The organism is Petrotoga mobilis SJ95, from assembly GCF_000018605.1.
GTDB lineage: Bacteria > Thermotogota > Thermotogae > Petrotogales > Petrotogaceae > Petrotoga > Petrotoga mobilis.
In genome coordinates, this window is the sequence record NC_010003.1 from 81,489 (window position 1) to 104,949 (window position 23,461).

General features: G+C 31.4%; 24 protein-coding genes. 15 read left to right on the forward strand and 9 right to left on the reverse strand.

The window, feature by feature from the left end; translation table 11 throughout:
• Positions 1-24: 24 nt before the first annotated feature.
• The 9 genes from PMOB_RS00420 to PMOB_RS00460 all read right to left on the reverse strand — a co-directional run bounded on the left by PMOB_RS00420 (position 25) and on the right by PMOB_RS00460 (position 8,760).
• Positions 25-3,144 (reverse strand): AAA family ATPase, encoded by a 3,120-nt coding sequence (locus PMOB_RS00420; protein ID WP_012207940.1) that lies wholly within the window; start codon positions 3,142-3,144, stop codon positions 25-27.
• Positions 3,141-4,265, reverse strand: coding sequence for an exonuclease SbcCD subunit D (locus tag PMOB_RS00425; protein WP_012207941.1), 1,125 nt, complete (start codon positions 4,263-4,265; stop codon positions 3,141-3,143). Before PMOB_RS00425 ends, PMOB_RS00420 begins: the two co-directional genes overlap by 4 nt.
• A 62-nt stretch (positions 4,266-4,327) precedes the next feature.
• The gene (locus PMOB_RS00430; RefSeq protein ID WP_012207942.1) at positions 4,328-4,834 is read right to left on the reverse strand and encodes a ferritin-like domain-containing protein; all 507 of its coding nucleotides are present in this window, start codon (positions 4,832-4,834) and stop codon (positions 4,328-4,330) included.
• Between the two features lie 89 nt (positions 4,835-4,923).
• Positions 4,924-5,511, reverse strand: coding sequence for a hypothetical protein (locus PMOB_RS00435; protein WP_012207943.1), 588 nt, complete (start codon positions 5,509-5,511; stop codon positions 4,924-4,926).
• Positions 5,512-5,541: 30 nt separating this feature from the next.
• Positions 5,542-6,444 (reverse strand): cation diffusion facilitator family transporter, encoded by a 903-nt coding sequence (locus PMOB_RS00440; protein WP_012207944.1) that lies wholly within the window; start codon positions 6,442-6,444, stop codon positions 5,542-5,544.
• An 11-nt stretch (positions 6,445-6,455) separates the two neighbouring features.
• Complete coding sequence (locus PMOB_RS00445) at positions 6,456-6,980, reverse strand: class I SAM-dependent methyltransferase (protein ID WP_012207945.1); 525 nt, start codon at positions 6,978-6,980, stop codon at positions 6,456-6,458.
• Positions 6,981-7,017: 37 nt separating this feature from the next.
• Positions 7,018-7,512: an adenosine-specific kinase gene (locus PMOB_RS00450; protein ID WP_012207946.1), complete on the reverse strand. Its 495-nt coding sequence runs from the start codon at positions 7,510-7,512 to the stop codon at positions 7,018-7,020.
• A gap of 64 nt (positions 7,513-7,576) precedes the next feature.
• On the reverse strand, positions 7,577-8,047 hold the full coding sequence (locus tag PMOB_RS00455) for a YbhB/YbcL family Raf kinase inhibitor-like protein (protein ID WP_012207947.1): 471 nt from the start codon (positions 8,045-8,047) through the stop codon (positions 7,577-7,579).
• Between the two features lie 122 nt (positions 8,048-8,169).
• Complete coding sequence (locus tag PMOB_RS00460; protein ID WP_012207948.1) at positions 8,170-8,760, reverse strand: DUF2179 domain-containing protein; 591 nt, start codon at positions 8,758-8,760, stop codon at positions 8,170-8,172.
• Between the two features lie 114 nt (positions 8,761-8,874).
• Here PMOB_RS00460 and PMOB_RS00465 point away from each other — a divergent pair, with 114 nt between their 5' ends.
• The 15 genes from PMOB_RS00465 to PMOB_RS00535 all read left to right on the forward strand — a co-directional run bounded on the left by PMOB_RS00465 (position 8,875) and on the right by PMOB_RS00535 (position 23,430).
• Positions 8,875-10,377, forward strand: a complete 1,503-nt coding sequence (locus PMOB_RS00465) for a hypothetical protein (RefSeq protein WP_012207949.1) — start codon at positions 8,875-8,877, stop codon at positions 10,375-10,377.
• A gap of 20 nt (positions 10,378-10,397) precedes the next feature.
• Positions 10,398-11,744, forward strand: a complete 1,347-nt coding sequence (locus PMOB_RS00470; protein WP_012207950.1) for a hypothetical protein — start codon at positions 10,398-10,400, stop codon at positions 11,742-11,744.
• A 58-nt stretch (positions 11,745-11,802) separates the two neighbouring features.
• Positions 11,803-12,477 (forward strand): response regulator transcription factor, encoded by a 675-nt coding sequence (locus PMOB_RS00475; protein WP_012207951.1) that lies wholly within the window; start codon positions 11,803-11,805, stop codon positions 12,475-12,477.
• Complete coding sequence (locus PMOB_RS10095; protein ID WP_155811030.1) at positions 12,437-13,795, forward strand: sensor histidine kinase; 1,359 nt, start codon at positions 12,437-12,439, stop codon at positions 13,793-13,795. Before PMOB_RS00475 ends, PMOB_RS10095 begins: the two co-directional genes overlap by 41 nt.
• A 13-nt stretch (positions 13,796-13,808) precedes the next feature.
• A complete protein-coding gene (locus PMOB_RS00485) occupies positions 13,809-14,942 on the forward strand; it encodes a cysteine desulfurase family protein (protein WP_012207953.1) in 1,134 nt (377 codons plus the stop codon).
• 37 nt (positions 14,943-14,979) lie between these two features.
• Positions 14,980-15,864, forward strand: a complete 885-nt coding sequence (locus PMOB_RS00490) for a YicC/YloC family endoribonuclease (protein ID WP_012207954.1) — start codon at positions 14,980-14,982, stop codon at positions 15,862-15,864.
• Between the two features lie 114 nt (positions 15,865-15,978).
• Positions 15,979-16,266 (forward strand): DUF370 domain-containing protein, encoded by a 288-nt coding sequence (locus PMOB_RS00495; RefSeq protein ID WP_012207955.1) that lies wholly within the window; start codon positions 15,979-15,981, stop codon positions 16,264-16,266.
• Between the two features lie 2 nt (positions 16,267-16,268).
• Positions 16,269-16,877 (forward strand): guanylate kinase, encoded by a 609-nt coding sequence (gene gmk / locus PMOB_RS00500; RefSeq protein ID WP_012207956.1) that lies wholly within the window; start codon positions 16,269-16,271, stop codon positions 16,875-16,877.
• Positions 16,878-16,902: 25 nt separating this feature from the next.
• Positions 16,903-17,121 carry a DNA-directed RNA polymerase subunit omega gene (locus tag PMOB_RS00505; protein ID WP_012207957.1) on the forward strand — a complete coding sequence of 73 codons (219 nt, stop codon included), beginning with the start codon at positions 16,903-16,905 and terminating at the stop codon, positions 17,119-17,121.
• Between the two features lie 53 nt (positions 17,122-17,174).
• On the forward strand, positions 17,175-18,449 hold the full coding sequence (serS, locus tag PMOB_RS00510) for a serine--tRNA ligase (protein WP_012207958.1): 1,275 nt from the start codon (positions 17,175-17,177) through the stop codon (positions 18,447-18,449).
• A 6-nt stretch (positions 18,450-18,455) separates the two neighbouring features.
• Complete coding sequence (locus PMOB_RS00515; RefSeq protein WP_012207959.1) at positions 18,456-19,154, forward strand: 16S rRNA (uracil(1498)-N(3))-methyltransferase; 699 nt, start codon at positions 18,456-18,458, stop codon at positions 19,152-19,154.
• Between the two features lie 17 nt (positions 19,155-19,171).
• Positions 19,172-20,008 (forward strand): mechanosensitive ion channel family protein, encoded by an 837-nt coding sequence (locus PMOB_RS00520; RefSeq protein ID WP_012207960.1) that lies wholly within the window; start codon positions 19,172-19,174, stop codon positions 20,006-20,008.
• Positions 20,009-20,190: 182 nt separating this feature from the next.
• Positions 20,191-20,868: a MotE family protein gene (locus tag PMOB_RS00525; protein WP_012207961.1), complete on the forward strand. Its 678-nt coding sequence runs from the start codon at positions 20,191-20,193 to the stop codon at positions 20,866-20,868.
• 2 nt (positions 20,869-20,870) lie between these two features.
• The gene (locus PMOB_RS00530) at positions 20,871-22,775 is read left to right on the forward strand and encodes a flagellar hook-length control protein FliK (protein ID WP_012207962.1); all 1,905 of its coding nucleotides are present in this window, start codon (positions 20,871-20,873) and stop codon (positions 22,773-22,775) included.
• The gene (locus tag PMOB_RS00535; protein WP_012207963.1) at positions 22,768-23,430 is read left to right on the forward strand and encodes a flagellar hook assembly protein FlgD; all 663 of its coding nucleotides are present in this window, start codon (positions 22,768-22,770) and stop codon (positions 23,428-23,430) included. The genes PMOB_RS00530 and PMOB_RS00535 overlap by 8 nt, the downstream gene beginning before the upstream one ends.
• Positions 23,431-23,461 lie beyond the last annotated feature (31 nt).

A 23,461-nucleotide genomic window follows, 5' to 3' on the forward strand; every position in this document is an offset into this window, starting at 1 on the left:
CTTTAAAGTTAAAGGGCGTTTTTTTCAAAACTTTATGTAGCTACCAGTTTTTCCTGGTATTACCTCGATTTTTGATTTAATTCTTTCTTTCAATTCACTTACATGAGATATTATACCCACCATTCTCCCAGTGCTGTTTAGCTCCGTTAATACTTCGATTGCACTATCAAGAGAGTTTGTATCAAGGCTGCCAAATCCTTCATCTATGAAAATCGTATCTAAAGAAATACCACCAGCTTCGCTTTGCACCACATCGGCTAATCCTAAAGCAAGAGCTAGTGCAGCTTTAAAACTTTCTCCTCCTGAAAGTGTTTTTATTTCTCTTTCTTTTCCAGTGTAGATATCAAAAACCATGATTTCTAAACCTTCGCTCTTCCTTGCATCAAGTACCTTAGAAGATCTATGCAAATGATATCTCCCATCTGTTAATTTGTTTAATCTTAGATTCGCTTGAGCTAATATTTCTTCGAAATAATAGGCTAGCACGTATTTACTAAGGCTGATCCTTGTATTGTTGTCACCTTTACTGACATCTCTTAAGTTCTTTATGGTTGAGTATTCTTTTTCTTGTTTTTCTATCTCTTTTATGACAGTTTCTAAATTAGTTTTTGTGCCTTTAAGATGCTTTATTTCATATTCTAAATTTGTTTCATTTTTGATTAATTCTTCAATTTCCTTTTGTAATTGATCTATTTCATTTGCTATAGGAGTTTCATCAATTTTTTTAAGGTTTTTAGTGGATTCTTCTAAATCGATGAGAAGAGTCTGCTTATTCTTTAATTCTTCTTTATATTTTTGAACTTCATCTTCTAAAGTTTCTATTAAGTTAATTTGTTCTTTCAGTATTTTATATTCTTGTTGATTCTTAAATCCCATTTTTTCTACCATTTGATCGAATTTTTGTTCAGCATTTTTTACTTGGTCGTCTAATTTAGTTATGTCTTCGGTTAATGTTTTTATTGTTCCTTTTGAAGAGTTTATTATTTCTGAGATTCTGTTAGCTTCTTCTCTTTTTTGTTCGTAAGTAGTTTTGATATTATGGATAAATTTTCTTTTTTCTTGTATCTCGCTTTTTATTTCATTTTCAGTTTTGTTCTCTAATTGTTCTTTGAGATTTGTGATTTTAGTTTCTAGTTCTATAATTTTTGATCTCGATTCATCAATAATTTTTCTCAAATTTTCTCTTTGTTCTTCTAGCTCTTTAATTTCTTCTTTGATCTTTTTATTATCGTTTTTTAGGGATTTGACTTTATTGTATATTTTTATTTTTTGGCCATATTCTTGTTTTTGTTGGTTTAATCTATCTTCGAGTATTTTTATTAAATTTTGTATATGAGTGTATATATACTCGCTTTCTTGGGGGATTTGTAGTTCTTCACAGATTCTTTTGTATTCCGATTTAAATAAAGATACCTCTTGTGAATATTTGTTTGATACATCTTCGTAATTTCTTAGTATCATTGCCTTTTCTTTCTCTTTTTCATTTAATTTTTGATTGATTTCCTCTAGTTCTTTTTCTGTTATTAATTTTCCACTACTTTTGGCAGGAGAAGGGTGAACAAGAGATCCACAAACGGGACACGGTTCTCCTTCTTTTAAAGTAGTTGCGAGATGATATGCCTGTGATTTTATAAAATCGGTAGTCTTTTTATTTTGTTCTTCCCTTAAGTTCTGGATTTCTATCTCTATTTCTTCTTTTTGCTTCTTTACTTTTTTATAATCTTTGTGTAAGAGTGCCAATTCTTCGTAGTTTTTGGATAATTCGTTGGCTGCAGATAATAATTTTTCATTTGTATTAATTTCGTTTTTAAGTATTTCAACGTTTATATCTTCGTTTTCTGATATATATTTTTCGTTTTGTTCCAATTTTCCTTGAGTTTCCGAAAGTTCCTTGTCCTTTTCTTGGCTTTCTTTAACCTTTTCATCCAAGAGTTTCTTTTTGGTATTGTATTCTTTTATTAAGTTTTTGTACTCAACGTATTTATCTAATTTTTGATTGAGATCTTCAATTTCTTTTTCAACTGCGGATATCTTTTGATATTGCTTTTCAATTTCTGGTAATTTTTCGTCTATTCGTTGCTTTTCTTCCATACTTTTATCTAATATATCTTGTTGATCTTTGAGTTGGTTCTTTTTATCGTTTAATTCTTTCAAATACTCTACGTATCTTTCTTCGTATGGAAGTATCTCTTTTGCCTTTTTTAACCTGTTAAGGAGTTCTTCTCTTTCTTGGATATACTTGGAATTTTGTTGGAGTTCTTCAATCTCTTTTTTAAGGGTCTCTTTCTTTTCGATTAGTTCATTGGTTTTTTTTATCTTTTCAAGATTTGTATTTAGTTTTTGCAGTTTGTCTTGTTTTTGAGATTTTTGTTTTTCGGTTTCTTCTTTTGAAGTTTCCCTTTTCTTAATTTCCTTTGTTAATTGATCGATTAGATTTTCAGGATCGATATTTTCTTCTTTCAACAATTGTTTGTATTCTTCTGATTCAAGGTTTATTGTTTCTAATATGTTTCTGACTTTTTGTTGTTGTTCTTTTAATCCTTTTTCTATATTTTTAAAAATCTCGTCTATTTTTTGTTCGAAGCGCTCATATATACTTATGTCAAATATCTTCTTAAAGATCTCCGCTCTTTCATTTGAATTGGCTGTTATAAACTTTCTGAATTCTCCTTGGGGAATCATCACTATTTGCTTGAATTGTTCATAGTTAAGGCCTAAATATTCTTCTACCTTACTATTTACTTTTTTAACCCCAGTTTCGTGTAATATCAATTCACCATTTTGATATATTTTTATACTAGCTTGACTGTTTTGCTTTGTGGTACCCTCACCATCTTTTTTGGATCTTTCGTAAGAAGGGGTTCTTGAGACTTCGATTATTTTATCTTTAAATTGAAATTCAAATTCCACGTATGTGTCGGTGTTTTCATCTGCAAAATGAGACCTGGCTATCGCATCTCCTCTTTCATCCATCGAACCATTTCCGTATAAGGCATAACAGATAGCGTCGAAAATAGTAGTTTTTCCTGCACCTGTTGGACCTGTAATTAAGAATAAAGTATCGTTTCTTAATTTGTTAAAATCTATTTCTTGCTCTTCCAAAAAAGGTCCAAATGCCTGGAATTTTAATTTTATTGGTTTCATATATCATCACCGCTTGTTTTTTGTAGCCCGTTGAAAATGCTTGTCACTATCTGTTTTTCTTCAAAAGAGAGTTCTTGGTTTTTGACTTCTTGGTAAAACAATTTGAAAAGATCCACTGGCGATATTTTCCTTATATTATAATCCCTTGTTTTTATTTCATCGTTTGTTTTTAAATTGGGGAAATCAAGGGATAGAACATTTGGGAATTTTGCTCTCAATTTGTTTATAGCGTCATAAACGGGTTTGGTGTTTTCTAATATGATTTGAAGATAATCTTCTGAACTCTCCATTTTCATTATGTCATCAAATGATCCTCTTATTATTTTCATATCTTTAGCGGTCTTAAAGCTCAATTTTTCAACTTTTATATTTCCCTTTTCTTTCATTTCTACTAAGTTCATTCCTTTTATATGGTCTGCTTCACTGAAGGAGTACTTTAAAAGAGAACCGGAATAATAAATATTTTTGATCTTTTGAGGTCTGTGAAGATGTCCAAGGGCAACGTAATCAAATTTTTCAAAGATATCTGGATCCACATATTCACTTCCTCCAATTGTCAGAGGTCTTTCGGATTCACTATTCAATCCACCCTTTATGTATTCGTGGGCTATTAATACGTTCCTTTCATCTTCATCCAAATCGATACTGTCTAAGTAGTGCTTTAAAAGCTGGGTTTTATCCTCAAAATTTGTCTCGAATATATCACCGGCTTTTTGAGAATCAACGTATGGAAGCATAAAAAAATTAACGGGACCATACTCGTCATTAAAGGTGATTTTTTTAACTTCTTTTTTCAAAGTACCTTCGATATGAAGATTCATATTAGAGAGTATACCATTCAAGAACTCAAGTCTCTCATCGCTATCGTGATTTCCTGAGATTATGAGTGTGGGAATTTTTAATCCGAGTACAATTTTGGAGAGTACTTCGTTCAGTAGATTAACTGCCTCTGATGGAGGAATGCCTCTATCGTATAAATCTCCTGCTATCAATAATACATCCGGTGGAGTTTTGGATAAATATGCCAAAAAGTTATCTAAAATATATTTTTGATCCAAAGTCATATAGTTGGAATATATTATCTTTCCAAGATGCCAATCCGCAGTATGAACAAATTTCATAATAGCTTCCTCCAAATTCTAAAAAAGGGATGCAAGTTGCATCCCTTATCTTTCAACTTTTTTTAATACAATGGTTCTACATCCATATGTTCCCAATAATCTTTGGATAATTTTTGATAGAGCGTATAAATTCTATCTCTATGTTCTTTTTCCCATTCTGCTAGATGATTCAATATCTTTTTCAACTCTTCATCTTCAACACTTTCAGCAGCTTTGTTATAGAAATTCATGAAATCTTCTTCGATAAGATACGCCATTCTTAATACAGGAATATCGGATTTTACTGCTGTAAAATCACCCTGGTAAGCTATTTCTTGGGTAGCTCTTTTGGAAAAAGATTTGCCCACATCAGTGGGTTGTGAGAAATGTCCATAATCATGACTTTTTACATCTTTTATTAGGCTACTTATATAATCTGCGTGACCTTTCTCCATGCTGCTTAAATCTTCAAAGGTTTCCTTAACTTGTTTAATTTTTACTGTTTTTGCTTTTGATTCGTAAAATTGCATTCCTTCTAATTCCTTAGATAAAGAATATTCTAATATACCAAGAGCCTTTTTTTCATTCAAAGAAAACACCTCCAACTATTTGTTTTATATTGCCTATAGAAACTTTAACATTTGATTTAGAAACCCTTTGCCACACAACCAACAGTCAACTATTTTGAATATTCTACATAAATGTAAGGTAAAAGAATAAATTCTAAAATAATTGATAAGTAAAGTCCAACAACAGGTATCATTCCCAAAAGAAAAATAACAAGTAAAAGCAGAAATATTTGTAAGAAGTTTTCTCCGTTAAAAACGAAAGAAAAACTCCTTTTTAGAGAATCGGTAACCGAAAGCTTGTCAACCACCAATGCAGACGGAGAAAAAATTAAGAAAAGGGCTAATATTAAACCCGGGATAACATAAGCTAAAGTTCCAAGAGATATAAGAAAACCTACCACAATAGAAAGCACGATTATATCTAATAGAAGTTGATTAACTTGAGAGAAACTATTTTTAAGATCAATTTTTTCCCCTTTTTTATATTGATCAAATAATATAGCGATCCAAGCGATTAAGAACATTGTACTTATACCTATAACAATAGAAGATAAAAAATTAGCAATGGGTCCTATAAATCTTATAGCATCGAAAAGTAAAGTAAGTATAATCCCTATAAAGACTGGTATGAGAATGATTGGATTTTTACCGACTATTTTAAACGGTTCGGTAAAAACATCACCTAGTTTTATTCTCATGCATATTCCCCCCTCTAATTTTTAAGACACTCATGTGACTTTTTCTCCTTCCAAACATCTATTTTTTTCAAATTGCAAAGTAGTATGATCGATTTCAAAATCTTCTTTTAAAACTTTGTTTAATTTATCTATGCAATTATCTAAATCATAATTATTTTGGTCCAAACTTTCTTGAAGTCTTATATGAGCTTCCATGTATTTGTCTTTTCCGTCGGTTGTCCAAATGTGGATATGGTGAACATCTTTTACGAAATCAAACTTCTCCAATTTTGCTTTTATTTTTTCAATTTCAATATCCGTTGGAGTTCCTTGTAGTAATATATTTACAGTGTTCTTAAGTAGTGGTACACTTTCTACAAATATATACCCGCTTATCATAAGAGTGAATATAGCATCAACGATATAAAGTTTTTGATAAATGATCAAAAATGCCCCAATGATAACGAATATAGACGAAAAGGTATCACTAAGGATATGAACAAAAGTAGCTCTGACATTTAGATTTGTTTTTGAACCAGAATGCAGTAAATATGCAGTTGCTAAATTACCTGCTAAACCAATGAAAGCAACTATTAACATAATGTTACCTTGTATGATCGATGGATTTGATAATTTATTTATACCTTCAATAAGTAAATAAACAGCAATAACCATTAATATTTCTGTATTTACAAAAGCGGCAAGTGTCTCCACCCTTTTATAGCCGTATGTCCTTTTTGAGTCTCGTTTCTTTTTTGACAAAACTCTTGCTATATAACTTATAAGAATTGCGGTAGTATCGTTAAGATTATGTATGGCATCGGATAATAAAGCTAAACTATTAGAAAAGATTCCACCTAATATCTCTGTTATAGTTATTCCAAAATTTAGTATAACTGAAAAAAGAAGTCTAAAATCTAGAGCCCTTTCTTTTTCTTCATGATTTAGATCCATAAAACCATCCTTTATTTTATTGGCAATTCACTTGAATCATAAACATAGATACCATTTTCATATTTTGAATATTTCCATTTCGGGAAAGTCCATTGATTTGAAATTACTTTTGCACCCGGCTTGAGTTCTTTTTTTAACTTGTTTTCTAATTCATTCATCGCAAAATCCACTTGAAAAACTGTTATAATATCGAATTTAGATAAATCCGCTTTCCAAAAGTTTTTCCAATGAATGAATGCCTTTCCTTTTAGCCCGGCTCTTCTAATATTTATCCTTGAAATCAAAACTAAAAAAGGATTTATCTCAAAACCATGAGCTTGTGCACCTTTTTCAGCAAAGGCTATAACAACACGGCCATCTCCCGATCCTAAATCTACCGATATCTCGTCCCCCTTTATTTCTGCTATGTCAACCATTTTTTTAACGTCTCTTTTTCTACTTGGATCAAAGATTGCACCCTTCAACGAAAAAGGAATTATCCAGAAAAAAAGTAAATATAATATTAATAAAGCTAAAATTGTAAAAAATATCCACATATTTTCTCCCTAGTTATGAATAGAATATATTGTGATCTTACCATCTTTTGTATTTTGTTACTTCTCGCAAGAAGGTCTTTCTTTTTTCTTTGTCGCTTTCTTTTTCTACATCTAACGGGGGATATCCGTCTATTACTCCTAATATACCTCTTCCCTGATCACTTTCAGCTACAATTATTTGTAAAGGGTTTGCTGTGGCAGCAAAAATATTGAGTACTTCTTGCACATTCAATAGTTGATTTTTTATGTTTATTGGGAACCCGTTTTTAATAATTAACACAAAGCAATGACCTGCTCCTATCTTTTGAGCGTTATCGATAGCTACTTTAATCAACTCATCATCGTTCCCATCGTATCTTACAAGGCGTGGACCAGACGCTTCGTTGAAAGCTAAGCCAAATTTTAAAGAAGGATTCGTTGTAACTATACTTTCATAGATATCTTCGACGGTTTTTATGAAATGCGATTGCCCCACTATTATATTCGTATCTTCGGGAATATCTAACTGTACAACATCGAGATTTAAATCCATCTTTCGCCTCCTGATTATTTTTTTTGAAATAGTATCTTTAGGAATTGCTAAAAATTTCTAAAAATCAATCTCTTTTATACAATCCTACAATTTCAGCTTTTTCTATTATATGCCCTTCCATAGCTTTCAATAAATCTTCTTTTGTTGTGTTTTGAGGTAAATCTAAAGTTGTATCTAATGCATAAAGTTTGAAATGGTAATGGTGAACTCCATGCCCAACAGGAGGGCAAGGGCCCATGTATCCAGTTTGATGAGCACTGTTTTTCCCTTGATTTAATGAAAGCGGATTAGTTACAGAGTATTCTTTTGGGATCCTTTCAGGAATCTCTTCAACTAACTCAATGTTCCATGCTACCCAATGCACAAAGGTCCCCATCGGAGCATCTGGATCGTCCATTATCAACGCCAAAGATTTCGCTTTTTCGGGAATTCCTTCGATTAACAATATAGGGCTGATATCCCTACCCTCGCAAGTATAAGTACTTGGAATATAATCGTTGTTTTTAAAAACTGGTGAGGAAATTTTTAAAGCCATATAGATTTCCCTCCTTCTACCGATAATTTAAAAGCAACTAACAACTAAAAAATGTACATTATAATTATACCATAAAAAAACTATACTTCTGATGTCTTTAATCAAACTACTACTTTTATCAGTTATTTCCCTTTTCTAGTGAGTTTATTTCTAAATTTGAAATTAACGTTTTGTGGAGGAAAAATTCCCTTGTTGATACCACGAACTTCTTCGATTGAATAAAATGCATTTGGATTGAACTCATTAACTATATCGATAATCTTTTTTAAATCTTTCCTCCTAACCACACTGTAGATAATTTTTACAGGTCCTTTAGATCCTTCCGCATCTATACTCGTCACTCCAAAACCCTCTTTATTCAAATAATCAACTAAAGGTTGGGCTTCTTTATTGGTTATGACACGTACTAAATTTACTCCAATAGCTATTTTCTCTTCCAAAAAAGCCCCCAGATAGTTTCCAGTAGCGAATCCCAAGGCATAGGCAATCGCATAAAGAGGTTTATCCAAATTATTCATAACTTGAGAAATAGCTATAAGCCATACCGTTATTTCAAAAAATCCTAGTACCGATGCCCAAAACTTAATCCCTTTTGAGACGAAGATGATTCTTATCGTCATCAGACTTACATCACAAAGCCTCATGGCAAAAATTATAATGGGAAAGATTACCAGGGAAAAAAAGGTAGAATCCACAAAAGAAGAAACTTCCACTATATCTTCACTCCTTTTAATGTTGATTATTTTTTGTCATTCCAAAATATCTTATCATATTTAAGTGATATAATATAGAGAAATATAAATAAAATTAGGAAAGGAGATAATCTCTTGCGAAAAATAATTCTACTTTTTATTTTTTTGAATATCTTTAACTTGTTGTTTTCTTTGAATCTTGATTCATTCTTTAAGACTATCGAGCTAGTCAACAGCAAAGAAGAGATTGTGTCATTTTATTTCACTAACAACTCCGACAGTAAAATTATTGTACATATTAGTTCGTTTTTAGAAAATTCACTCTTTGAAGTATCTTATCCAAATGAAATTAGTTTACTGCCCTATGAAACAAAAAAAGCCGATTTTTTAGTCAAAGGTTCGAAATCTACAGAAGGTACTCATATTATTACTTTTTCTGTATCGGTTGAGGATAATTTACCAATCGATTCGAAGGTATCTAAAATTAGCTTCCCAATTATTATAAAAATTGTAGATTTGAATACTTCGAATATGCAAATTTCTTTAGATATGTATTGTGATTCCCCCTTTATTTCAAATAAAGAGAACTTAGGTACTTTTTTCCCGATACGATTATCTAACAATAGCAATTGGGAAATTGATGTTTGGGGAACATTTTCTTTGTATAAATTAAGTAATAATCATTTGATTTTTCAAAAATCCCTTTTTCAGGACCAATCTATAAATCTTTTACCTCATACTAGCAAAGAAGGCGATATTTTTATCGAAAAATATTTAGTTCCCGAAGAATACAAGATTAGAGCAGAGTTATATTATGGATATAAAGATTATTTTCAAGAAAAATACGTTTATGAGAAAGAATTCAAAATATCAGAGGATACGTACAAAGAAAGAAAAATGGTTAACATAACTACATATCCTGATCAAATTTATATAAAAATACCTAAACAAATGAGCCCACGGGAGTATATCACTACTCCGGTAGAATTTTCTTTGGATATACTTAATAATGATTTTTTAGATATAAACGTTTTTTTGGATTTTGAAAAGCAAGAAAACTTTTTTAATAGAAATACTAACTATAAGTATTTATCTATTACATCTAACAAATTATCAATACCTAAATACCAAAAAGTAGAAGCAAATCTAATAGCAGATTACAGAAGATCAAATTTGGTAGAATTAAGGGGCGAATACTACGCTAACTTAAGCCTAATAGGAGAAAACAACGATGAAACTCAAGTGGTGCAAAGTAAAATCAATATTCCAGTGATAATAGATTTTGGAGATAATGTATATAATTCGGAATTAAACGTATACATAAAAGAGAATAATATTTTAAACGACTTCTATAACAATATAACAATCGGTTTTGAAATAAAAAATACGGGAAACTCATCTATTAATTATGATATCTACATGAAAAAATGGAACTCTACCACAAATAACCAGATAGGAAACAAAATTATAGTAAAATCCCAACAACCTCTCTTAGCTAATCAAACAGATGAATTCACAGAAAAATTAGTTACTGAATTAGGAGTGGATGAAATTTTAATAGAGGTTGTTACAAGTTCAGGTACTGATCCCAGTGAAATAATTAAAGTTGAGAATTATGCACTAAAAATTGATAGATAAAATAAGAAAGGTGACAAAAGTTGAAAAAAGTTCTAATATTAATAATAGTCGTCTTTTCAGCCTCTTTTTACTTTTCAAATATTCACTTAAGTTTTAATGAAACCCTTCTTCAAGAAGTACTACAAAAAATTGAGGAAGCTAGTGGAAGCATTATTTTAACAAAAGCCAATACTTTAGGGAAAATTACAAAGGAAATAAATACTTTAGATTTGGAAAGCGCTTTAGATATTGTCTTATACTCTACCGACTATGAATACAAAAAAATAGGACATAATTTGTATTTGGTGGGAGATTTCGATTTAATAATTCAAGGATCAGTACAAAATGCTACAGAGATTAACTTTGATAGTTTAGAAATAGCAAAAATATCTAATATACTGATGCTTTTAAATCAGAGGGTTAGAAGAGTCCCTAACTCGAATAGTATAATCTTGTTTGGTAAAGACGAATTATCGTATGAAATATTAGATTTTTTCAACTTCTTGGATGACAACGTAGGAGAAAACAAAGTGATCACATATTCATCTTCACATAAAATTTCAAAAAATGTCTATGATTATTTAATCTTTTTAGAAAAAAACCATAAAAGTCCCCCGCTTGAAAATCAAGATGCTATCGGATTTCTAGAATCAAACTTTTCATTTCTTACGGATCTAGAAAAAGTTGAATTTTATGAAAGCTTTGGTGTGAATGAAACAGATGTTAACCTTAATGAAAATATAAACAATTATTATTTGGCAGAAAAAGACGGAGAATACAGAGTTTTAGTTACTTCAAGGTTTAATCTAGAAAATCTAATAAACAATGAAAAAACAAAAAATGTCTCACATATAAAAACCTCATTTGGAGTAAGTTACCAATTCTATTCTAACGAAATTATGTCTAATATTTCTTTGCAATTCAACAAATCTTACTTTGATATCTCTTTTGACTTTAATAACAACTTTAAATTTGCATATGCAACGGAATTGAAAGATAAGGTAAGAATTGGAGCGATCCTGAAAAATGAAGAAGATCAGATAAATATATCTTTTTTATTAGACGATTACGAAGATTTCAATAATTTTGGTCTATACGGTATTCTTCAGATAAACAGTCAGATAGAAAATCTTAGAAGTATTTTAGTAGATTTAAATCAACTAACCTACGATTTAGTGGCTGCAAAAACTTATACCTTTGGAGATAAACAAAAAAACGAATTGTCTTTATACCCTGGAATTGGCCTCTCAATAAGTAAGAAAGATCAAGCAACTTTATATTTTAATTTCGGTGCGCAGTATGCTTTCCCTTTTCAAAAAAGCGCGGCTTTGTTTTCTTACTTATACCATCAAAGCTTACACACTATCAGTTTATCAATTGAATTTTAACTAGGGGCGCTATTAAAGTTTTTAAAGACATTAATTTTAATTTTGGGGAGGATTACAAATGTTTAGAATTCTAGTGGTAGAAGATGATAAAGCAATCTCAAGGCTTTTAGAGTTGGAATTAACTCATGTCGGCTACAACGTAAAAATAGCAAAAGATGGAGATGAGGCTTTAAAATTCTATGAAAATTTTAAGCCTGATATAATATTATTGGATATAATGTTGCCTATAAGAGATGGATTTGAAGTTGCTGAGGCAATTAGAGACTATGACAGTGATATTGGAATAATAATGATCACAGCCAAAGGAGAGTTGGAAAGTAAGGTTAAAGGTTTAAAAAATGCTGATGATTATGTCGTTAAACCTTTTGAAATAGAAGAAATATTGGCAAGAATAGAGGCTTTATTAAAAAGAATGGGGAAAACTAAAGAACTAATAAAAGTAGGAGACATAGAGATTTATCCTCAAAACATGGAAGTTCTTGTAAACAAAAAAAATGTTCATTTGAGCCTCACGGAATTTAACATACTAAAGTTACTGGCTATCAATAAAAATATAGTTGTCTCAAAAGAAAAAATCTTAGAAGAGATTTGGGGATACTACGATGAAGAGAACAACAACTTAGTTGAAGTATACATCAATTATTTAAGAAAAAAATTGAAAGATTCCACACAAAATATAGAAACTGTGCGAGGTGTTGGTTACGTTATTAGGGAGAAAGAAAGTAAAACATAGTGCAATTTTTAGACAAACAATAGTTTTTACAGCCATTACTATGAGTATAGTATTGACAATTGTTGGCATAGTGAGGATCGTTTTTGTACAATTCACACTTCAAAGTTACAACGACATGTATATTGCACAATTGAATGTAAGTGGACTGAATAGGGGAAATGCTAACAATCCTCAGGAACCTCTAGATTTGCTTTACCAAATTATGCAAGATTCAAGTGTATTGAGAAGAAGTTTATTATCAAACAGGATCGTCATTCTAGACGGACAGTTGATTTCAGACCCTTATGGTTTGATAAAGGAGAATTTCAAAATTCCTAGGTTACCGTATCTTTATGAATCTGATGGAATGTACTACATCTTTGCAGGTGTTCCTATATTTGGTTCATCTCTTTTAATAGTCGGCGGACCATCTCTTGAGCTAACAGCTCTTTTGAGAAACTTTGAAAAAGCCGTTTTTGTCATAATAACGACTGGTCTTTTTATATCACTATTGGTATCTTATTTTTTAGCAAAAAGCACACTAAAACCAGTAGTCAAAATGGCAGAACAAATATCTGAAATAGATGCCAATACCATAGATAAGAGGATATCAGAACAAAAATCACAAGAATTCGATATCTTCGCACAAAAATTAAATTCTATGTTGGATAGAATTGAAAATGCTTTTGAAATACAAAATCAATTCGTTTCCGATGTTTCTCATGAGCTGAGAACACCTTTAACTTCTATAAATGGTTACATTAAAATGCTGAAAAGATGGGGGAAAAACGATCCCAAAATTATGGAAGAATCACTGAACAGTATAGAAGCATCCAGCGAATATTTAAGGGATCTAGTTGAACAGCTCTTGCTTCTGACTAAAAACGATTACCAAATCAAAAAAGAAAATATTGATATTAAAAACGTAGTAAAAGAAACTTTGAACCTTTTTAAATTAGAATTGAACGAATTCAATATAGATATACAAGGAAAAAGTTTTACAGTGAACAGCTCTAACGAATATCTCTCTTTAATCCTCAAAATTTTCATTGAAAACGCAATAAAATACTCATCAAATCAAAAAGAGATAACAATAAAATTAGACCCAGATCAAAAGAGCATAAGTATACAAGACCATGGTATCGGTATTGAACAAACTAAATTAAAAAATATCTTTGAAAGGTTCTACAAAGTGGACTCTTCTCGAAGCGATAAAGGCCATGGATTAGGATTATCAATAGCAAAAAAACTAGCTGATGCGTTAGATATTGAATTAAAAGCCTATTCTGAATTAGGTAAAGGTAGTACTTTTACCTTGATCTTTTTGAATCAACTGTGAGGAGGAAGCTAACGTGGTTTATTTCGACAACAACGCAACTACCCAAGTTGATAGAGAGGTTGCTGATTTGATTTTGAAATATATGACAGAATACTATGCAAATCCCAACTCTATTCATCAATTTGGAGTAAATGTTGAAAACGATTTAGAAGAAGCACGAGAGCAAATTTCCGAGGTACTTAAAGTTTTACCCACGGAGATCTTTTTCACCTCTTGTGCTACTGAATCAATAAATTGGGTTATAAAAGGAGTTGCTAAAGCCAACAAAAATAGAGGAAAACATATTGTAACCTCTACCATAGAGCATTCCGCTGTTATTAACACACTCAAGCAACTAGAAAGGGATGGCTTCGAAGTATCCTATATAAATGTGAATGATAAAGGAGTAATAGATCCAAATGAATTGTCAAAAAATATAAGACAAGATACCATACTAGTGAGCTTAATGGCTGCAAATAATGAAGTCGGTACCTTGCAACCTGTTGATGATGCCTACAAAATCATAAAAGAAAAAAATGAAGAAACATACTTTCACATTGATGCTGTACAAGCTATTGGTAAAATTCCCTTTGATTTGTACAAATATAAATGTGATTTCGCTTCCTTTTCTGCACATAAATTTCATGGTCCAAAAGGTGTAGGTATTCTTTACAAACGTAGAGGAACAAGAATATTCCCCTTCATAACAGGAGGTTCTCAAGAAAATGGGATGAGAGCAGGAACGCAAAATGTTCCAGGAATCATAGGTACGGCTATGGCTTTGAAAAAATCTATTGAAAATCTTGACATAATGAATTCGAATATAAAAAATATTAGGGATCATCTAGCCGAAGAATTACTAAAAATGGGAGCAAAGATAGTTACTCCCCTAGAAAACTCCGTTCCAAATACATTAGCTTTTTTCTTTCCTAATATACGAGGAGATATTATTGTAAACGCCCTCTCAGAAGAAGAAATTTATGTATCAACCACTTCTGCATGCTCAAGTAAGATTAAATCCTTCAGTAGAGTTATGGAAAGTATGGGATACAAAAATGACGAGGCAAGTGGTATGATACGAATTAGCTTATCTCACCTGAATAACGACGATGAGGCCGAATTATTCGTGATTAAGTTAAAAAATGTCTTAAAATTTTTGAATTATTGACTTTTTAATGTATAATAAACATAAAGGGGGCGAAATTATGCGAAGTATGACCGGTTATGGGAGATTAACAAAAAATATTGGCGATTATAGCTATAATGTAGAAATAAAATCTCTCAACTCCAAAAATCTAAACATCAACACTTCAATCTCACCTTTGTTTTCTCCATTAGAATTACATATTCAAAATCTTGTGAAAAAATACTTCAAAAGAGGAACCTTGCGAATTTCTGTAGATATAAAATTATTGAAAACAGACGACATAATCGATGTTGACTTAGGGCTAGCTAAAGCCTATTACAACGCCCTCAACAGTTTGATCAACGAACTGCATTTAGCAGATGATGTTAATTTAGAAGATCTGTTAAAATTTAAAGATATTGTTAAAATTTCCATTGATGAAAAAACTATCGATGATATTTGGGAAGGTGCGAAAGAAGTTTTAAAAGAGGTTATCGAAACCGTATTGAAATATCAAAAGGAAGAAGGGAAAGATCTAAAAGACTTTCTTGATGGCTATTTGACTGAACTTGAAGATATCATTATTAAAATAGAGGAAAATGCTCAGCAAATGAAAGAAAAATATAGAGAACAGTTAAAACACAACGTTAATTCTTTGATTAGTAATATAGATAGCATCGATGAAAATAGGTTAGAAATGGAAATAGTCTTATTAGCAGAAAGAGCCGACATTAGCGAAGAAATGGATAGATTAAAAAGTCACACTAGAAGGTTTAAAAATTTTCTAGAAAATGAAAATAATAACGACAGTATAGGGCAAGAACTAGATTTTATCTGTCAAGAAATGCATAGGGAATTAAACACGATCGCCTCCAAGTCAAAAATTTTAGATATAACTAACCTTTCCTTGGAAGGGAGAACCCTGGTTAATAAAATTCGAGAGCAAGTTCAAAATCTTCATTGAATTATGGTAAGTGATCAAAAATATCGCATTGAAGTACGCATAATTTGCATTTTAAAGGTGTTTAAGGCAAGGATGAATCTTAGCTAAATCTTTTTGTTGGTGGAGGTGTTCTTCATGTATGGATTAATTAACATAGGTTTTGGAAATATCGTTGTTGGTGATAGGGTTATAGCCATTGTTTCTCCTACTTCTCAACCTTTAAAAAGATTAAAAGAAATCGCCGAACAGCAAGGAAAGTTATTAGAAGTAAACCACGGAAGAAAAACTAGAGCATTTATAATAACCGACTCTGGCCATGTTATAGCCAGCGCAATCCAACCAGAAACAATTACCAATAGATTTTTGCAGAACTATTATGACATAGAAAAAGTTTTGGATAAAATACGCAAGGAAGTACTATAAAAATGGAGGGTTTACTTTACATCGTTAGTGGACCATCAGGTGCAGGAAAATCTACATTGATAAAAAATGTTTTAGACAAAATTATTGGCTTTTCATTTTCTGTTTCCTATACCACAAGAGAAAAAAGACCAGGAGAGATTGACGGAAAAGATTATTTTTTTGTTGATAAAAGCACCTTTTTTAAAATGAAAGAAGATGGAGAATTTCTCGAGTGGGCTGAGGTTCATGGAAATTATTATGCAACTTCCAAAAAATTTATTGAGGAAAAGTTAAAAGAAAGTCGAGGCCTTGTTTTAGATGTCGATGTTCAAGGAGCTTTAAATATTAAAAAAATTTATAAGAACGCCATATACATTTTTATTTTACCTCCCTCAAATGAGGATCTAGAAAAAAGACTAAAAAAAAGGGGTACCGAATCAAAAGATTCTTTGGAAATAAGGCTAAAAGATGCACAGTGGGAGATTTCTCATATGAAAGATTTCGATTACGTTATTGTCAACCAGGAAATTGAAGAATCAACAAATCAACTCATATCAGTTCTCGTGGCAGAACAACTTAAGAGAGAAAGGTTCGATGACAAAACTCCGTTTTTTTTTAAAAAACAACTATGAATTTTAAATTAAGAGGTGAAATCAAATGAATTTGGGAATAAATTACGATAGAATATTAAATAAAGCGAAGTATAAATATGTAATTCCTATTATTGCAGCTAAAAGGGCTGAAACTCTAAAAAACTTAGATGAATTGAAAGGGATTACTGAGAAAAAAGACTACGTAAGCATCGCCTTAAAAGAATTAGAAAACGGTAAAATACAAGTCAAAAATTCAGCTTTATTAGATAGTTTAAGTAAATAGTCTAATTATAACTTTCATAATACTTTTAAAAACATTCACTTCGGGAGGGTAAAATGTTAGACTTAAAGTATATCAGAGAAAATCCACAAGAAATAAAAGAAGCTTTAACAAAAAGAAACAACGAAACTTCTATAATAGATGAAATTATCTCTTTCGATGAAGAGAGAAGAAAATTGTTGCAACAAATCGAAACTCTTAGAGCCCAAAGAAATCAAAATTCAAAATTAGTTGCTAAATTAAAAGCCCAAAAGAAAAATGATGAGGCCGAAGAAATAATTATCCAGGGAAAGGAAATCTCTGAACAAATAAAAAATCTGGAATCAGATTTGAAAAATATTGAAGACAATTTAAATTATAAATTATTATGTGTGCCTAACATTCCTGACAGCGGTGTACCCGTTGGAAAGGATGAGAACGAAAATCTCGAAGTAAGAAGATGGGGAAAACCACGAGAATTTGATTTTGAACCAAAAGCTCATTGGGATTTAGGCACAGAATTAAACCTCTTAGATTTTGACAGAGCAGCTAAACTAAGCGGATCTCGATTCACCATCTTAAAAGGTGACATAGCCCGTTTAGAGTTGGCTTTAATCAACTTTATGATCGATTTACATACAAAAGATCACGGTTACACCTTTATACTGCCTCCACATCTAGTTACAAAAGAAACTATAACCTCTTCAGGTCAACTGCCGAAATTCGAAGACGATTTATATAAAACTTCTTTGGATCAAATGTACCTTATTTCTACCGCCGAAGTTTCTCTGGCTGGTTTACATAGAAACGAAACCTTAGAATTTAATTCACTCCCCTTAAAATACGTTGCTTATACACCTTGTTACAGAAGAGAAGCAGGTAGTTATGGAAAAGATGTAAGAGGAATGATCAGACAACACCAATTCGATAAAGTAGAATTATTTTGGTATACAACTCCTGAAGAATCCTCTCAAGCGTTGGAAGAATTAACAAGTCACGCAGAAAAGGTGCTGCAACTTTTGAATTTACCTTATAGAGTTGTTGCTCTCTGTACCGGAGATTTAGGTTTTGCAGCAGCCAAGACTTATGATTTGGAAGTATGGTTACCTAGCTACAATGATTATAAAGAAATATCGTCATGTTCTAATACAAAAGATTTTCAAGGAAGAAGAGGAAACATAAGGTACAGGGATAGAGAAAATAAGTTAAATTTTGTTCACACACTAAATGGTTCAGGATTAGCAGTTGGAAGAACTTTAGTAGCTATAATGGAAAATTATCAAACGGCTAATGGCAAGATAGAAATTCCTGAAAAACTCATTCCTTACATGGGAAAAGAGTTCATAGGTTGATTATAGATGCCAAATACGTTTTACGGGAAAAAAGTAAATGAAGAAATTATTCTAAACGAAGAAGAAACTGCACACTTAAAAATAACAAAAAAAGTCGAGGGAGAAACAATAAAAGTAATAACAGGTGATGGGTTATTATTCACGGCAACAATAGTAAAAATAGGTAAAAAAGAAACAGTTCTTGAAATTATAGACAAAGAAAAACCTCAAGAAGATTACAAACCATATGTATCAGTATATTTTGGTATGAGTAAATGGGATAGAATGCACTTACTATTAGAAAAAATGATTGAATTAAGGGCAAATAGTTTTTACCTTTACCGCGGGGAAAAATCGGATATAAATTATACAAATTTGAATAAATTCCAAAGAACTATAATAGAAACATCCAAACAAACTGTTTTTGCCCATATCCCTCAAATTAATTTTGTACAATTTGAGGAAATTCCCAAGAAAGACACGATAGTACTAGACTTAGATGGAACAAATGACAATTTAGGAAAAGTCTTAAAAGAGTTAAAGGGTGCACAGAAAATAAACTTAGTTGTTGGCCCAGAATATGGATTTTCAAAAAGAGAAAAAGACTTTTTTTCTACAAACGAATTCAAAACTGTTAATTTGGGTAAAAGTATCTTTCGTTTTGAAACTTCTGCTATATATGCAATGAGTATCATTAACTATGAATACAACAGGTTATTTATTTAATAAGGGGGGGGTTCAAAATGCCAGAATGGCTCCAAACAACTATCAATTATCTAATAAGAATTGGTATCAGTGTTGCAATTCTCTTTATCGCGAGGTATTTAGCAAAATTTATCTATAGAATCATAATAAACACAGCAGAAAAAAGCGGAAGAGTAACGCTTCAATACAAGAAATCTTTAATGACGATATTGAACATAGCTATGTATACCTTAGGTGGTTTTATCATTATTTCTGTAATTTTTACCAACCTTAGCGCATTTCTTGCTGGATTAGGAATAGGTGGTATAATAGTCGCTTTTGCAGTACAAGAACCTCTTGGTAATTTAATATGTGGATTTTTAATAATGTTGAACCATCTTGTAGTAGATGGTGAAGCTGTCGAAATAAATGGAATATCTGGATCAGTAGAAGAGATAAACGTTAATCATGTGGTCATAAGAACATGGGATGGAAGAAGAGTCAACCTTCCCAGTAGAGAAGTTTGGTCAAGCAAGATCATTCATTATTGGCCTACAAACATAAGAAGAAACGAGGTAAAAGTTGGAGTATCTTACTCATCCGATCTAAACAAGGTAATAAACGTAATAGATGAAGCAGTACGATCAGCCGAATTAGTGCACATAGATGATGACCATCAACCGCTAATCGTTTTTGATGGTTACGCCGATTCTTCAATAAACTTCATTGTAAGGTTCTGGGCAAAACAAGAAAATTTTATAAATTCGTCGATGGATGTAGCAAAATCAATTAAACAAAAATTCGAAGAAAATAAAGTTGAAATACCTTTTAACCAATTAGACCTTCACATAAAAGAAGTCCCCAATGAAATAACACAAAACAAAGAAAATATTTAAATTATAGAAATTTTCAAAAAGGCGGTGTAAACCGCCTTTCTTAATTTTACTGTACTGTGCAAAAGTTTTTTCATAATGCTTTGAAATAACTTCCAAATTCTCATTTGCGAAGCAAATGATGTTTGTGTTTAGGAAAATTGACTATTATAAAGAAAAATATTAGTGTAAGGAGGAAATTTCCAATGCAAAAAAAACAAGAAGAAAATCCGAAACCAAAAAAAAGATCGGGGAAAAAATTCTTAAGAATTATTCTAATTTCCTTGATTGTGGCTATTTTTCTACTTGGAGTTGGTTACATCTACTTCGAATATAATAGGCTTTCGTATCTCAATTTGAATCTTCAAAACAGTTGGAGAAGTTATATGGCATATTTAATCGATTTTATACCAGGATTAAGAAATTTATCTAATTATGAATATCTGGAGATTTCAGATCCTTTCTATTTGCAAAAGGAACTGTTAGATAGCAAACTCAAAGCTATACAAGACGAAAGAGAAAAATTAATTGCCGAACAAAATGAATTACAAAAACTTTTAGACCAAATTTCACAAGAAAGTGCAAATTTAATGGCTCAAAGAGAAGAATTAGAAAAGTTAAATCAAGAATATCAACAAAAAATTGACCAATACAACGATTACAATGCCAGAATAAATACCCTAGCCAATTGGCTGGCTAGATCAACCCCTCAACAAATTGCTAACGCTTTAAGTAGAGAAGAAGTAAGCGTGGAATTATTAGTAGATGCACTCGCAACGCTTGAATCAAAATCAGCCGCTGAAATACTGCAAGCTCTTGCGCTTGTTAACCCACAAAAAGCTGCTGAAGTGATAGCCAAAATGGGAGAAAAAAGGAGCGAATAATTTTGAACATTGCCTTAACTGATCTTACAACTAATTTACCCAAATCAAAAAACATTAATCACTTTACTGCGAATGCATCTAATGCTAAATTAGAATCCTTTGATCAAAAATTTCAAGATATTTTTAACAATGTAGAAGAAGACAGCCTTGGTTTTAAAAAATCTCCTATGCCAGAAAAAGAAGTGACAAATAATAAGTTATCGGTCACACTGAATACTATTGATTCGAAAGATTTATTAATTTCAAATACTAAAAAAACAAAAAATATCCATTTGGACGTCGATCAATTACTCCTACTCATAGAAGTTTCTACCAAAAACGCCAAAGGCATCGATGAAAAGGAATTATTAATTCAAGCTCAAAAAATTTTGTCTTCCCCTAAAACAGAGTTTACAAAGAATGACATAGAAGTATTACAAAAAGCTTTTAGCGTTATTATAAAAGAAAGAAAGGGTAGTAATAGTGAAATACCTTTAAAAGGTTTAATCAAGTATTCTAATTCCATAGAAGAAAGTCCCAATATTATGTTACAAAACAGCCTCCATTCAAAAGGTTCACAAGAAGTCAATCAGATTGTCAACTCTGATATCCAAAAATTATCTTCTAGAATAGAAGAAATCTTAAAAAGTACAAAAAACAAAAATGAAATCAATACATTAGAGCAAGCAAAGAAAATATTATCTTCTTCTAAAACCCAACTCACAGAAGAAGATAAAGAGATATTACAAAAAGCTTTTAACATTATCATAAAAGAAAGCCAAGAGAATAAAGAGAGTACAAGTGAAATATCTTCAGAAGGTTTGATTAAGCATTCTAAACCCACAGAAAAAAGTCCCTCCACTCTGTCACAAAACAATCTGCATTCAAAAGATTCACAAGGAACGAATCAGATTGTTCAAGCTGATATTCAAAAATTATTACAATTAATAGAAAAAGGCTCAAAAAGTATAGAAAGCAAAGATGAAATCAATACATTAGAGCAAGCTCAAAAAATACTCTCATCTTTTAAAACAGAATTTACACCTGACGAATTAAATATAATTAAAACTGCTATGGATATAATTAACACCAATAATTCAAAGATGGGAAACTCTTTATCAAGCATAATTGAAGAAACAAATCTCATAACCAATTCCTTGATTAAGGGAAACATCGATAAAACAAAGAATAATAAAAATGAGAATAATGATTCTATAAAAGCAATGCAATTTGATCCAAAAGCGGATCTTTTAAATACAAAAAACAACTTTGGTAAGAATGTGTATTTTGACCCTTATGAAACCAGAAAAAACAACATAAACAAAGATAAAAACTCTGAATTACAAAAAAATAATACTGTTAAACTGGCACCAACCAGTAATTTAGGAGACATTAGCAAAAATTTAAATATCGAACAATTAAAAACCGATCCAAGCACTAATGAAATAGATTTAAAATCCTTACAAATCAACAAAAATAATATACAAGATGGTATCCCTACAACCAATCTAAAAGATTTAAACGCTCAAATAAAGGAAGTAGTTATTTCTAAAAACACTCAAACCTTTCTAAACGAAAGTTTCTCAGTAAAAATATCTCCTCCTGACTTAGGAAAAGTCGATATTCAGATATTAAAAAACGGGCAAGCCGTAACTGTTAACATATCAACAGAAACCGAAAATGCAAAAAATATTATATCAAAAACATTACAGTCTTTAGTTGGAAATTTAAGGGATGAAGGATACCAACCCATCAGTATAAAAGTGAATGTCACACAAGAAGAACATTATTTAGCCGATCAAAATCAACAACATCAACAAGAGCAAGAGCAGAAAAAATACAGTGAAGAAGATCAGAATGACGATCAGCCAGAAGAAGGAACTTACTACACCTTTGATGATTATTTAAGGAGTGATTTGAATGCTTAACTCAGTATCGATGGATTCTATATATCAAAGTACGTATGATGCAAAAAAAGACAGAGAAATAAAAAAAGAATTAGACAAAGAAGCTTTTTTAGAACTGTTGGTTACAGAATTACAAAACCAAGATCCGACTCAACCGATGGAAAACAAAGATCTTGTAGCTCAGCTTTCTCAACTATCTTCCACTGAACAAATAACCAATATGAGCCAAGCAATTCAAGAAATGGTTAACTCCCAAATGTCGCTCAATAAATTGCAAGCTGCAAGCTTGATAGGAAAAACCGTTGTGGTGAATGACAACACCATTGACTTGCAAAGTGGGGTAGCAGAAGGACTAAACTATGGATTAGACAACGGCTCCCAAGTATATTTAGAGATTTATGATTCAAAGGGACAAGTAGTTTATACAGAAGATTTGGGTGTGCAGGAAGCAGGGTTACACTCATATGTTTGGAGCGGAAGAAACAACGATGGAACTATGATGCCTGATGGAGAGTATCTCTATGGAATTTACACCGTAGAAAATGGCCAAATGGTAGCAAATACCGGTGTAAAAAGTGGAACTGTCGAAGCAGTGAAGTTCTTAGACAACGAACTTTACCTACTTATCAATGGTGAAATGTATCCTTATTCAGTAGTGAATGAAATTAGCACCTAAATTCTGATTATCAATACGATCTAGATAGGAG